The organism is Bordetella sp. MIP270_01_BMS (assembly GCF_054958705.1).
Map to the genome: position 1 here is coordinate 69,929 of NZ_CM143297.1, position 12,065 is coordinate 81,993.

A 12,065-nucleotide genomic window follows, 5' to 3' on the forward strand; every position below is an offset into this window, starting at 1 on the left:
GGCAGCTCACTCAAACTTCTGCCATTACGGCATTTAATAACTCGGTTTTCTTACAAATGGCTGCGGCAATCTGTTGATCTAGCGTGTTGCACAATCCGATAAGCTGGTCAATCTTGCTGACGATGCGGTGTTGCTCAGAGAGCGGTGGCACCGGAATAGCTATCGATGACCATTTTTGCTTGTTAATTATTGGTGTTGCTGATCCGCCAGCCGAATCTAGAACGATACGTTGGAATAGATTCGTAGCCATTAGCCAGTATAGGAATTTCACCGGAATAGGATGAAATGGAGTGATGGTGTTTATCTGCTGATTGCATGCCAAATCTTGAACATTAATTGCGTGCTTTCCAATGCTTCCCCCAATGCAAACCATTAGCACGGATCCCTTTTCGATTAAGCGACTGTAGGAGAGCCCGGACTCTGATAGTCCTTTACCCGAGTAATCAATCACTCCGTTTCTAATATCCCCTGGGCCAATAAAAGGTATGTGATCACCAAAGTTACCCTGATCTTTACTTGGAGGAGTTGTCCCTGTTTGCGTAGTCCCTAATTCTTCTAGCCGCACCCACTCCCACCCCTTGGGCAAAGCATGGGATTTTTCTTTATCTGTGACTGGTGGCAGTGGCTTGGAAGCTTTGATCTTCCCTTCTTTTACCAGCCGTTTTTTCTCGGCTTCAATCTCTTTCAGTAATTCAGAAGCGGGTTGCTCGCTCTGGTCTTGCGGGACGAGCTTGCCCATCACTGCCAGTTGCAAAATAGCCTTACGCAGTTCAGCGACGTTTTCTTTGACTGCGTACAGATCACCAAAGTGCTTGGTGATGAAGGCCCAAGCATCGTCGGGACTGCCATCACCGGTGGTATCCAGTAGTTGCGAGAGCGCGGCGGCGTGGACGGCTTTGCGTTTTTCTTCTTGCATACTGCGCAGTTTTTCCAGCGCACCGCAACGTGCCATCAGCTGGTCGATTTTGGCGACGATACGTTGTTGTTCGGCGAGTGGGGGAAGTGGAAATGGTGTCGCAACAATTTTTTCTCTCGAAATGTTTGGCTGAGCAGCGCCAGCTCCCTGTGAGATGAAATATGGCTTGAGCGACGAAATTAGATTGAGCAGATATTGCTCATCGACTGCTGTATACGTTTTGCAGGCACATATCGCTTGATTGGTGGTTGCTTCGATATCCAGAATGCCGACTTCGCCAATGTTGGCCCCATACATTGCGACCAACACAGAGCCTTTTGGGTTCAATACCAGCGAGCACTCATTTAACGCAAGCGTAGTGATTGATTCTTCCGTTTTCGTAATTAGTCTTTGTTTGACTTCGCCCGATTTAACCCATGGAATATTGCCGCCGTAATATTTACTGTTGGTTCTGCTGGGTGTTGAGCCTGCTTTCCAAATACCGATTTCCCCTAACCTCACCCACCTCCACCCTTGTGGCAGCGCATATGGTTTTTCTTCTTCCGCCACCGGCGGCAGCGGCTTCGGCATTTTGATCTTGCCTTCCTTAACCAGCCGCTTTTTTTCGACCTCAATGTCTTTCAGCAATTCACTGGCCGGCGCGTCGTTTGGATCTTGGGGCACCAGCTTGCCCTGCATCGCCAGTGTCAGGATAAGTTCGCGCAGCTTTTGAATACCTTCTGGTGCAGAAAATGCCGTGTCGAAGTGTTGCTCCAGCAGTTCCATTACTTGCCCCCAAGCGCGAGCATCAGCTCTGCCTTCAGTGCGTTTTGCGCATCAAGTAGTTGGCGGGTGATTTCCTGATATTCCTCCATCAATTCGGCGGGATCGCCGTGACTCACTTCGACGGAGTGGGGGTTCTTGCAGTCCAGGTTGTAGTTGCGTGCGGCGATATCGGCGGCAGAAACCTTCCAGGCGTTTTCCGTGGTTTTGCGGCCTTTGCGCGTGGGGCCACCCCACCAGTGCTTTTCCAGATCGAACTCTTTGATGTCCAGTGGTTTAGAGCGGGAATAGCTCTTGTAGCCCTCGGGATAGGGATGTTCGAAAAACCAGACATCTTTGGTCGGTTCGCCCTTCTCGAAAAACAACACGTTGGTCGCGATGCTGGTGTAGGGCGCAAAAACGCCTTTGGGCAGGCGAACGATGGTGTGCAGGTTGAACTCTTCCAGTAACTCGCGTTTCAGCGTGGTTTTGGCACCCTCGCCAAACAGGAAACCATCGGGTAGCACGACGGCGGCACGGCCGCCATTTCCATTATGATCGGCGTGCTTGAGCAAGTACATGATGAGCGCCATGAATAAGTCGGCGGTTTCACGGGTTTGGTATTTACGCGGAAAGTTGTTCTCGATGCCATCCTCTTCCATGCCGCCGAACGGCGGGTTGGTAAGGATGATGTCCACACGGTCTTTCGGGCCGTAGTCCTTGAGCGGGCGGCTTAAGGTGTTGTCGTGGCGGATATTGCTGGGTACGTCGATGCCGTGGAGCATCAGGTTGGTCATGGCCAGCATGTGCGGCAGCGGCTTTTTCTCCACACCGTGGATGCTGTCTTGCAGCGTGATTTTGTCTGCCGCTGTTTTGACTTGTGTCTTCAGGTGCTCGATGGTGCAGGTCAAAAAGCCGCCCGTGCCGCAAGCAGGGTCGAGCACGCTCTCGCCCAACTGTGGGTTGAGAATATCCACCATAAACTGGGTGACGGCTCGCGGGGTGTAATACTCGCCAGCGTTGCCGGCGGACTGCAGGTCGGCCAGGATTTTTTCGTAGATGTCGTTGAACAGGTGGCGGTCTGTCGATGAGTTGAAATCAACATCCATCTCGATGGTGTTAATTACTTGCCGAAGCAAAGTGCCAGATTTCATGTAGTTGTAGGCATCCTCGAACACCGAGCCAACCACTTTGCCGCTTGGCGACACGCCAGCAGCGGTGGCCAGCTTTTTGAGTGAGGGAAAAAGCTCGTTGTTGACGAAGTCGATCAGTTCGTCGCCGGTGATGCCTTCTGCATTCTTGGCCCAGTTGCTCCAGCGGAAGCGGCTTTGCAGTGGCGACTTGTAGCCAGGAATGGTGAGTTGCCATTCTTGTTCTTTGTCATCGAAGATTTTCAGAAACAGTAGCCAGACGATCTGGCTGATGCGCTGGGCGTCGCCATCAACGCCTACGTCTTTACGCATGATGTCTTGAATGGTTTTGATCAGGGTGCCGATAGACATGAGTGAGGTTCCAATTCGTGTTTGTTATGCGCGCTGCTGCGATGGGCTATAGAGCGCTTGTCCGAGTTCGTGCACGGCGTGTTGGTACTGATCCAGCCCGCCAAAGGCGCGAATGATCTCCATAGGGGTGCCGAAACTGGTGAACGGGGCGATGGTGAGGATTTGCGTTTCCTCAATCGGTCCAACGCCTTCGTCGGCGTATTTGTCCAGCAAAGCTTGCAGCACACGCTGCGCTTGCTCGCCATAGCGAGTGAAGTAATCGCGTTTCTTAACCTGATCGGCACGTTCTTTACGGCTGAGCGGTGGTTGATCCCAGGCTACGTGGCAGACAAGATCAAACGGATCGAATTCCTTGCCTGATTGCTGGCCAATTTCTTCGGCCAGCGCGGCAAAGAAAACGCCCTCATTGGCCAATTCGTCGATGATGGCTTGTTTCTTCTCGGCGCTGTTCCAGCGACGCAAGAAGTCGTCTAGAGAGCTGAACTCCTTGGCGAGCGCCTTGCGAGTGTAGTCCTTGAGTGATTCGGTAATCAGTTTTCCGTTGGCGTCGAAATACTGCACGCGCTCGGCCGCCACTTTGACTTCAACATTGGCAACGACATAGCGACGAACTCCGGTTCCTTCTTCGTGCGAGCCTGGTTCAGATACGCCCGTCCACGGCGACTCCTCGGCAGGCGGATAAATAAAGCCATCGTCACCCTGAGTGCCTGTTACTTCATCTGGCGGCACCGGGGATTCGCCAGCTGCGGGTTCGTAGACTTGCACGGGATCGCCATCAAAATCAGGATCGGCGAATAGCTCGGTCGCTTTTTTGAAATCGATGATGGTGAAGTAGTATTTGTCGTAGTCTTCATTGATGCGCGTGCCACGGCCAATGATCTGCTTGAATTCGGTCATGGACTGGATGCGCTGATCGAGCACGATGAGTTTGCAAGTCTGGGCGTCCACACCCGTAGTCATCAATTTGGATGTGGTGGCGATAACCGGGTACTTGGATTCGGGAAAGATAAAGTTATCGAGTTCGGCCTTACCTTCTTCGTTATCGCCGGTTATGCGCATGACGTACTTGCTGTTCTGTGTGGCCAGGTCGGCATTTTCGTTCACCAATGCCTGACGCATGCGCTCGGCATGGTCAATGTTGTCGCAGAACACAATGGTTTTGTCGAAGCGATTGGTTTGTTTTAGGAAGTCGCTGATCTTCTTCGCTACTAACTCTGTACGCTTTTCCAGCACAAGGTTCTTATCAAAGTCGCGCTGGTTATAAATGCGATCCTCAATTTCGTTGCCGTGTTTATCAACCATGCCTTTGTCAGGTCGCCAGCCGGTAAGGTCTTTATCCAGATCAATGCGAACCACCTTGTACGGAGCTAGAAAACCATCGTCGATACCCTGGCGCAGGGAGTAGGTATAAATTGGCTCGCCAAAGTAATCGATGTTGGAGACTTCTTTGGTTTCCTTGGGGGTGGCAGTCAGACCGATTTGGGTGGCCGATGAAAAGTATTCGAGAATTTCGCGCCAAGCTGAGTCTGCTGCCGCACTGCCGCGATGGCATTCGTCGATAACGATCAGATCAAAGAACTCACGGCTGAACTGCTTGTAGATGTTGCGTTCTTCTTCTGTGCCGGTGACTGCCTGATACAAGGACAGGTAAATCTCATACGACTTATTGACTTGCCGCTTCTGGATCTTGGTCATGGCCGAGCCGAAGGGTTTGAAGTCGTTGGTCATGGTCTGGTCAACCAGGATATTGCGGTCGGCCAAAAACAAAATGCGTTTTTTAGCTTTGGATTTCCAAAGACGCCAGATGATTTGAAAGGCAGTGTAGGTTTTACCCGTGCCGGTGGCCATAACCAGCAGAAGACGATTCTGTCCGCGAGCGATAGCTTCAACGGTCTTGTTGATCGCCAGAAGCTGGTAATAGCGAGGTGTTTTGTTGCTGCCGTCGCTGTAATAGTCCTGCGAGATCAACTCGCTCTGGGCAGTGTTCAAGCCCAAGTGCTCGGACCACCAGTGCCACAGCATCTCAGGGCTGGGCAGCTCGTGAAGAGCCAACTCCCGTTCGATGACGCCATCTTTGGCAATCTTGTTGTGGAATAGAAAGCCGTCGCCGTTGCTGCTGAACACGAAGGGCACTTGCAGCATTTCGGCATAACCCAGCCCCTGTTGCATGCCATCGCCCAACGAGTGTTTGTTGTCCTTCGCCTCGATGACCGCGATGGGTATGTTGGGCTTATGAAACAACACATAGTCAGCCCGCTTATGTTGAGCGCGGGTGTGCAACTTGCCGCGGACGATGATGCGGCCCTTGGTGAGCGGAAACTCTTCACGCACCTGGGTGATGATGTCCCATCCCGCCTGCTCAAGCGCTGGAGTAATAAATTTTGTGCAGATATCGCGCTCGCTGAGCTGGCTTTTATTCATAGCAGATGGCGCCCCCATTGATACTTTCTTATTTTCAGTTCATGCATACCTATTTGCGCTCATTCGACTGGCCTGGCCCGGGGCGGATCGAGGGGCGGCCGTCCTCGATCTTGTGTCGCAAGTAATCGTCATTTTCGCGGACTTGGCGGCGCTGAGCTATGTAGCCGCGCATCAGCTCGCGCATGATCTGAGATGCTGGCCGATCTTCACCGGCAGCTTCAGCCATAAACTCGGCACGCAACTCCGGCTCCAGTTTCATCGTGAAAACAGCTTCTTTTGACATGGCGCACCTCCTTTCTGGAAGATAAATACTAATGTAGTATATACGTTGTCAGTATCGTGCGCGAGACGCTTTATGGCGTGTCAAGGTGGCGTATGTCAGCGTGAGTGCGGTGGCAGCTTCGGATGCACGAATAGGGCTGCACGGATGCCAAGAGCAGGAAGTGATGAGGAGAAGACATGGCGTTGGAATACCATAACGAAGAGCCGTTTTTCATCACCGAGGAAGTGGAGGCCGAGCTGATCGCGGCCGGGCATGTGTTTGAGCCACCGCCGATTGTCTGCACTGGCCGACTTCACGACGTGCTGGAGCGCCTGACCGATGCCGAATTGGCACTGCAGCCGGGCGAGATTGCCGACCAGGAGCGCAAGTACCGGCAGAACAAGCCATTTTCAGCCGGTTAAGCTTGGCATGGTATTTTTCGTGGCATTGCTACGATTTGAGTTTTTAAGTGATTGTAAATAAAGAAAATTATTCTTTTGTTTATAATCGAGTGGGAGTGATGCCGCGTCTGGCAATGCCAGGCACCTAAAGGCACCAAACACAGCTAAGCCCGCGTAGAAGCGGGCTTCTTCATGCTTTCTTCTGGCAGAGCCAGGCCGCTCGGGTAGGCCCAAGCATGAACATTCCATGGAATATTCACTGGTGCGAAAATGCACCAGCTACGCGGAAGCCGCCGTCGCAGAACTGGAACAAGACGAGATGAGTGAATTTGTTCCGTCAGAGATTAGCGAGCAGATATCGCTTGCGCGCGCAGTGATCGAGCGGCATTTAGGCTCGACCCTAGAGGCGATCCATTTGTTTGGATCGGCGCTCGATGGCGGGTTGAGACCGGCAAGCGACATTGACTTGCTGGTAACAGTTCGCAGCGCGCCTAACGAATCGACCAGGCGGGCGCTGATGCTTGACTTGCTGACGGCCTCAGCCCCGCCGGGAAGCGGCGGCTTGAACCGACCTCTGGAGGTGACGGTTGTCGCCCGGAGCGAAGTGATACCTTGGCGCTATCGAGCTCGCCGTGAGCTTCAGTTCGGAGAGTGGTTGCGTGATGACATTCTTTCAGAGACGTTCGAGCCCGCAATGCTGGATCATGACCTTGCGATTCTGCTGACCAAGGTCAGGCAGCACAGCCTAGCTTTGCTAGGCCCATCCGCTGCCACGCTTTTTGATCCGGTGCCGAAGGAGGACTTCGCCAGGGCGCTTTCCGACACTATCGCGCAATGGCACTCAGCAGCGGATTGGGAGGGCGATGAACGGAACATCGCTCTTGCCCTTGCGCGGAACTGGTACAGCGCATCGACAGGGCTTATTGCGCCCAAGGACGTTGCAGCGGCATGGGCGTCGGATCGGTTGCCGCCCGAGCACCAACCTATCATTCAGAATGCTCGCGGCGCGTACCTCGGCACTGAGCGCGACGACTTGGCCCAGCGCGGCGCCGAAATGGACGCTTTCGTGCGATATACCAAAGCTGCAATCGAGAGCATCTTGTCCTGAACTGGAAGAACCCAGTTCAGGTGCAGCCATCGTTGCGCGGGTCTTAAGTCTTGCGACCCGGCACCCAATTCATGCGTCAGCGACCGGGACAACGTAAGCAGATCGGCCTTGGTGGCCCCCTAAATGCCGGGGGCGATTCCGGTGGCCACCCCAATGGCCGAACTGATGTTGACGATGCCGCCCGAAGCGCGCGACGCCATTCGGGCAGCAGCAGCATGGGCCATCAAAGTGGTGCGGTCATGTTCAGGCGGATCAGTCGCCCTAGTTCCTCGTCAGGCGTTTCGACGAAGCTACCCGGAACATTCGTGCCCGTTGTTGAGGAGCATGCCGGCAGGTGTGCCGATCCGGATGCGCCGCGCAACCGCTTGCAGCTGAAATGGATCGGAGAGATCGCAAGTGATCGCTTCGAATTGGATGTCATGCCGTGTCCTGCTGGCAGCGGCCTAGGCTGCCTCCTGACCGGCGTCGTCTACGCGACGCGCGGCGACGGCATGGCGCTCAGCCATGGAGTCATGGCGACATAGCAGCCGCGGCGGCGGCTCGCCGCGAGAGTGCGCGGCGGCGGGACCATCGCACGTTGAACGCGGCATGCCCCGTCGCCCGGCCCCGGGTGTATGCATGCCGAAGCAGGCGAAGCCTGGCAGCTATATCCGGCCTGCCCGAGTGCTGGTCGCGCGGCCTGCCTTCAGTCGGGCCGCCGCGGCCGCCTTGACCAGACGTTGGAAGGTAGGGCATTGCGCATGGCTGGGAGCAGGGCATTCCGCTGCATGTCGCAGGCCCGCGCTCATCGCTCGCAGGCGCTTGATGGTGGCGTCGATTTCATCCGCTTTCGCGACGAGCAGGCTCCTGTCCACCCTTGGGCTGCCGGACGGCGACAGCATGGCCCCGATTTCATCCAGCGAAAGTCCGCCGGCTTGCCCCAGGGCAATCAGCCCCAGCTGATCGAGCACTTCCGGCGAGAACTGCCGCCGTTCGCCGTTGCTGCGGGTCGCCGAGATCAGCCCTTTCTTTTCGTAGAACCGCAGCGTGGAGGCCGGTACACCCGTCGCACGGGCGACTTCTGAAATGTCCACGGTACCCCTTGACTTGAAGTTGACTTCAACTTCTATGCTGCCACCAAACGCAGGTCGTGGCAACTACGAGGAATGAACATGGCAATGGCAGACGAGTGGGCAAGGGTGATACTGGTCGGGGTAGGGGCGACCCTCGTGATGGATCTATGGACGGCACTACTTAAGGCGCTGGGTGTACCTACGCTGAACTACGGGCTGGTCGGCCGATGGGCGGGGCATCTATGCCGCGGCCGGTGGTGGCATCGAAGCATCGGGGCGGCAGCGCCTATTCGGGGCGAATTGCCGCTGGGATGGGGCATTCACTACGCCCTGGGTATCGCATTCTCGGCGGCGCTGATCGCCCTCTGCGGAATCAGCTGGCTGCAGGATCCTGCGTGGGGCCTCGCATTGGCCCTGGGCATGACGACGGTCATTTTTCCCTGGTTTGTGATGCAGCCCGCCATGGGTGCCGGCATCGCCGGTTCGCATACGCCCACGCCGTTCAGGAACGGACTGCGCAGCCTGGCAACGCATGCGATCTTCGGTATCGGTCTCTATCTGTCGGCCGCCGTACTCAAGCAATGGTGGGCCTGAAACCTTCGCGGCGGCGCACTCGTCCAGCCAGACGAGACCATACGCATGACCACCAAACAACCGAGCGACTCGCTTCAGGCGGCAAAGCATCTACGCAGCTTGCATACGGGACGAGCATCGCGCAATGCGTCGGCGCCGCAATTCAGCAGCGACCCGCCTTCTGCGCCTCGGCTGCCCGCCGGCCGCTCTCGGTGGCGGCCTGCCGTAGCCATGCGGTGGCTGCTTCCTGACCTTGGGTGCGCAATCGGCGCTCATATTCGGGTCTCAGCGCCTCTCGACTTTGGGACATACTCTTGCACGAGGCGGTAGAGGTCACCTGCTTGCCTTTGTTCGGCGTCCTGCGATTCGAGTGGGGATTGTTGGGGGCCGTTTGCTGTTCCAGCAGATTGCCCTGGTGCATGATCATTGCCTGCTGGCCGGCGTCGATCAGCTGAGCGAGTGCGGTTGGCGTCAAGGCCGGCAGCGCGCAGGTAAGCGCGAATGCGGCGAGATATCGAACCATAGTTGCCTCCATCGTCGTGGAGCAGCAGCGCCCACGAGTCGGGCGCTTCGCTTCGGTTGTTATACCATCGCTCGGATAACGCCAGGCAGCCATACGCTGGGCACGCTTATCGAGGGGCGCTGCGCCCTTGCTGCTGACCCAGTCTATACGCGGTGTCGCGCAACCATTGGTCTGCCTTGGCCTGCCCTTGTTCGCGGACGCGGCGCTCATAATCGACTTTCAGGTGGGCCTTCACGTCAGCCAGCTGCGCTGGCGACAATCTGGAGGCGTCGCGCTGGCCTCCGGCCGCCTTGTCTTGCACAGTGTTGCGTCGATCTTGCTGAATCTCGCGAATATTGGCGTCTTGCTGCGATTGAAGAAAGCTGCCTAGATAATCTTGCGCGGACGCTGGTGATAACGAAAGCGGCAACAATAGCGCGCATACGATACCGAGCCATGGGCGGTTGGGGGTTAACCTCATGAAGCCTCCGCGCAGCGATCCGTTGCACCCAATTTACTGGCTGAGCGGGGGCCCCTGCAACCGCTAGAGCGCAGCGTCTTCGTCAAGCTCTTGCGTGCGCCCGCCTGTTCATCCCGCCTTGGACGCTTTTTTTGTTCTGGCGGCCGATGGGGGGCGTGCGACGGGGCAGGAAAGTCGTCGAGTACCGGGACAAGCTGCTTTGATTCCAGTTCGGCTGCCACTTGGTATCGGGGAACCTGTATCAGGCCGAACCCCCGCATGGCCGTCCTCGCGTCGACACGGCCGCATCGACGCTTCGTCAGCGCCGCTTCGCTAGGCGCTGCCAAGCAACCAATCCTGGAATGTCTTGAGTTCGGCCCGCATCGGGCGGTTGGCCGGGCGGACGAAATAGTAGGTGTAGTCCTTCATATCCAGCTCGTGCTGGAAGGGAAACACGAGGTCGCCGCTATCGATCAACGGCTGGACCAGTGCTTTCTGTGCAATGCCCACCCCCTGGCCTTCAATCGCAGCCTGATATACCAGGGTGGAGCTTTCGTAATTGCGATGATGAAAGCCGTCAATGTCCGTGATGCCCGCCGACTTCAGCCAGTGCTGCCAGTCGTCCGGACGCGCCAGCGTATGCAGCAGGGTGGTCCGCCGCAGGTCATCGGGCTGGCGCAGCGTCTTGCGCAGTGCAGGGCTGCAAACGGCCGCGAGGATGTTGGGCACCAGCGGCAGCGCCACCAGGCCGGGCCATTTGCCATCGCCCAGACGTATGGCCGCGTCGACATCCTCGCTCTCGAAATCGATCCATCGCAATGACGTGGTCAATTCGGTATTGATCTCGGGGAACTGGCGATGAAACGAGGTGAGCCTCGGAATCAGCCAATACATTGAGAACGTCGTGTAGGTGCGTATCTTCAGCGCCGATGAACCTGAGCTGCGCGCCAGCTCGCGCGTGGCCAGCCGGATGGAGTTCAAGGCGGTGCTGATATGGGCATAGTACTGCTCGCCGGCGGGCGTCAGCGCAAGCCTGCGCTTCGTGCGTGTGAACAGCTGTACGTCCAAATACGATTCCAGCGCCTGGATCTGCTTGCTGACCGCCGCGGGGGTGACGTGCAGCGCGACAGCCGCCTGATGCATGCTCAGGAATCGCGCCACGCTTTCAAACATGCGCAGCGCATTCAGGGGAGGCAAGGGGCCCATGATCGTTCGCTTGGCAAAGTGTGGGTTGTTAACTTTGAGTTAACAACTATAGCCGAATTCTCGTTTGATCTGCCCATGAGCGACCCATAAGATGGCGTCCGTAAACAGGAAATAAATTCGCACCGGGAATTCGCGGTGGCGCGCGATGGCGCGATGGACGGAGACATCGAGTGGGCAACTTCAAGACAGCAGTGGTGACCGGCGGGGCCAGCGGGATCGGACTGGAGATCGCCAGGCAGTTCCTGGCGCATGGCTATCAGGTGGCGATCATCGACAGGCAAGCCGAGGCGCTGGCAAAGGCCGGCGAGATACTGGCGGGCGCCCAAGGGTCGTGCCTGACCCTGCAGGCCGATGTCACTTCGGGTGAGCAGGTCCGTGCCGCATTCGCCACGCTGCGCGAGCGCATCGGAGGCGTGACTGTCCTGGTCAACAATGCAGGAATTTCGCGCGACACCCGACTGATCAAGATGTCCGAAGAAGATTGGGACCAGGTCATCGATGTGAATCTGCGGTCGCAGTTTCTGTGCTGCAAGGAAGCGGTGCCGGGCATGCTGGAGGCGGGCTACGGCCGCATCATCAACATTTCGTCGCGTGCCTGGCTGGGCGGATTCGGCCAGGCGAATTATTCGGCGTCGAAAGGTGGCGTGGTCAGCCTGACGAGGAGCCTTGCGATCGAGCTGGCGAAGGACGGCATTACCGTGAACGCCATCGCCCCCGGCATCATCGATACGCCGCTTCTGCAGAGCTATACCGAAGAAACGCGGGCCAAACTGGCCAAGACGGTGCCGGCCCGGCGCGTGGGTTCGCCGGAAGACGTCGCCCGCGCTGCGCTCTTCTTCGCCGACGAGCATTCCTCATACATTACCGGCCAGGTGCTGTATGTCTGTGGCGGCCGTTCGCTCTCCAGCCCCAGCGTCTGAG

13 protein-coding genes are annotated in these 12,065 nt (G+C 56.8%); 5 read left to right on the forward strand and 8 right to left on the reverse strand.

The annotated features are described in order from the left end of the window. Window positions 1–10: 10 nt before the first annotated feature. From ACV17W_RS00355 to ACV17W_RS00370, 4 genes are read right to left on the reverse strand one after another with little or no spacing between them, the layout of a single operon-like run. Window positions 11–1,681: a restriction endonuclease subunit S gene (locus ACV17W_RS00355; RefSeq protein ID WP_462594481.1), complete on the reverse strand. Its 1,671-nt coding sequence runs from the start codon at window positions 1,679–1,681 to the stop codon at window positions 11–13. Then, window positions 1,681–3,159 carry a type I restriction-modification system subunit M gene (locus ACV17W_RS00360; protein WP_462594482.1) on the reverse strand — a complete coding sequence of 493 codons (1,479 nt, stop codon included), beginning with the start codon at window positions 3,157–3,159 and terminating at the stop codon, window positions 1,681–1,683. The genes ACV17W_RS00355 and ACV17W_RS00360 overlap by 1 nt, the downstream gene beginning before the upstream one ends. Before the next feature lie 24 nt (window positions 3,160–3,183). Further along, the gene (hsdR, locus tag ACV17W_RS00365; RefSeq protein WP_462594483.1) at window positions 3,184–5,580 is read right to left on the reverse strand and encodes an EcoAI/FtnUII family type I restriction enzme subunit R; all 2,397 of its coding nucleotides are present in this window, start codon (window positions 5,578–5,580) and stop codon (window positions 3,184–3,186) included. A 49-nt stretch (window positions 5,581–5,629) separates the two neighbouring features. Next, complete coding sequence (locus tag ACV17W_RS00370) at window positions 5,630–5,863, reverse strand: antitoxin of toxin-antitoxin stability system (protein WP_462594484.1); 234 nt, start codon at window positions 5,861–5,863, stop codon at window positions 5,630–5,632. A gap of 176 nt (window positions 5,864–6,039) precedes the next feature. On the opposite strand from ACV17W_RS00370, the gene ACV17W_RS00375 reads away from it, so the two are divergent. From ACV17W_RS00375 to ACV17W_RS00385, 3 genes are all read left to right on the forward strand, one after another. Continuing rightward, a complete protein-coding gene (locus ACV17W_RS00375) occupies window positions 6,040–6,264 on the forward strand; it encodes a hypothetical protein (RefSeq protein ID WP_462594485.1) in 225 nt (74 codons plus the stop codon). 298 nt (window positions 6,265–6,562) lie between these two features. Next, on the forward strand, window positions 6,563–7,351 hold the full coding sequence (locus ACV17W_RS00380) for an AadA family aminoglycoside 3''-O-nucleotidyltransferase (protein ID WP_462596413.1): 789 nt from the start codon (window positions 6,563–6,565) through the stop codon (window positions 7,349–7,351). A 305-nt stretch (window positions 7,352–7,656) separates the two neighbouring features. After that, window positions 7,657–7,875, forward strand: a complete 219-nt coding sequence (locus tag ACV17W_RS00385; RefSeq protein ID WP_462594486.1) for a hypothetical protein — start codon at window positions 7,657–7,659, stop codon at window positions 7,873–7,875. Between the two features lie 120 nt (window positions 7,876–7,995). Here ACV17W_RS00385 and ACV17W_RS00390 read toward each other — a convergent pair whose 3' ends face one another. Continuing rightward, entirely contained in the window at window positions 7,996–8,424 is a 429-nt protein-coding gene (locus ACV17W_RS00390) for a helix-turn-helix domain-containing protein (protein ID WP_462594487.1), read from the reverse strand. A 78-nt stretch (window positions 8,425–8,502) separates the two neighbouring features. Between ACV17W_RS00390 and ACV17W_RS00395 the strand changes: the two genes are divergently transcribed. Further along, window positions 8,503–8,997 carry a DUF2938 domain-containing protein gene (locus ACV17W_RS00395; RefSeq protein ID WP_462594489.1) on the forward strand — a complete coding sequence of 165 codons (495 nt, stop codon included), beginning with the start codon at window positions 8,503–8,505 and terminating at the stop codon, window positions 8,995–8,997. A 142-nt stretch (window positions 8,998–9,139) separates the two neighbouring features. Here the strand turns inward: ACV17W_RS00395 and ACV17W_RS00400 are convergent, their stop codons facing one another. The 3 genes from ACV17W_RS00400 to gcvA all read right to left on the reverse strand — a co-directional run bounded on the left by ACV17W_RS00400 (window position 9,140) and on the right by gcvA (window position 11,144). Then, window positions 9,140–9,499: a hypothetical protein gene (locus tag ACV17W_RS00400; RefSeq protein WP_462594490.1), complete on the reverse strand. Its 360-nt coding sequence runs from the start codon at window positions 9,497–9,499 to the stop codon at window positions 9,140–9,142. A 106-nt stretch (window positions 9,500–9,605) separates the two neighbouring features. After that, window positions 9,606–9,959, reverse strand: coding sequence for a hypothetical protein (locus tag ACV17W_RS00405; protein ID WP_462594491.1), 354 nt, complete (start codon window positions 9,957–9,959; stop codon window positions 9,606–9,608). 312 nt (window positions 9,960–10,271) lie between these two features. Further along, entirely contained in the window at window positions 10,272–11,144 is an 873-nt protein-coding gene (gcvA, locus tag ACV17W_RS00410; protein ID WP_462594492.1) for a transcriptional regulator GcvA, read from the reverse strand. 170 nt (window positions 11,145–11,314) lie between these two features. On the opposite strand from gcvA, the gene ACV17W_RS00415 reads away from it, so the two are divergent. Beyond that, the gene (locus ACV17W_RS00415; RefSeq protein ID WP_462594493.1) at window positions 11,315–12,064 is read left to right on the forward strand and encodes an SDR family oxidoreductase; all 750 of its coding nucleotides are present in this window, start codon (window positions 11,315–11,317) and stop codon (window positions 12,062–12,064) included. Window position 12,065 lies beyond the last annotated feature (1 nt).

Bases quoted from the DNA above. Each gene is read 5' to 3' on its own strand.
- ACV17W_RS00355 (WP_462594481.1), bottom strand. From the start codon at position 1,681: ATGGAACTGCTGGAGCAACACTTCGACACGGCATTTTCTGCACCAGAA.
- ACV17W_RS00360 (WP_462594482.1), bottom strand. From the start codon at position 3,159: ATGTCTATCGGCACCCTGATCAAAACCATTCAAGACATCATGCGTAAA.
- hsdR (WP_462594483.1), bottom strand. From the start codon at position 5,580: ATGAATAAAAGCCAGCTCAGCGAGCGCGATATCTGCACAAAATTTATT.
- ACV17W_RS00370 (WP_462594484.1), bottom strand. From the start codon at position 5,863: ATGTCAAAAGAAGCTGTTTTCACGATGAAACTGGAGCCGGAGTTGCGT.
- ACV17W_RS00375 (WP_462594485.1), top strand. From the start codon at position 6,040: ATGGCGTTGGAATACCATAACGAAGAGCCGTTTTTCATCACCGAGGAA.
- ACV17W_RS00380 (WP_462596413.1), top strand. From the start codon at position 6,563: ATGAGTGAATTTGTTCCGTCAGAGATTAGCGAGCAGATATCGCTTGCG.
- ACV17W_RS00395 (WP_462594489.1), top strand. From the start codon at position 8,503: ATGGCAATGGCAGACGAGTGGGCAAGGGTGATACTGGTCGGGGTAGGG.
- ACV17W_RS00400 (WP_462594490.1), bottom strand. From the start codon at position 9,499: ATGGTTCGATATCTCGCCGCATTCGCGCTTACCTGCGCGCTGCCGGCC.
- ACV17W_RS00405 (WP_462594491.1), bottom strand. From the start codon at position 9,959: ATGAGGTTAACCCCCAACCGCCCATGGCTCGGTATCGTATGCGCGCTA.
- gcvA (WP_462594492.1), bottom strand. From the start codon at position 11,144: ATGGGCCCCTTGCCTCCCCTGAATGCGCTGCGCATGTTTGAAAGCGTG.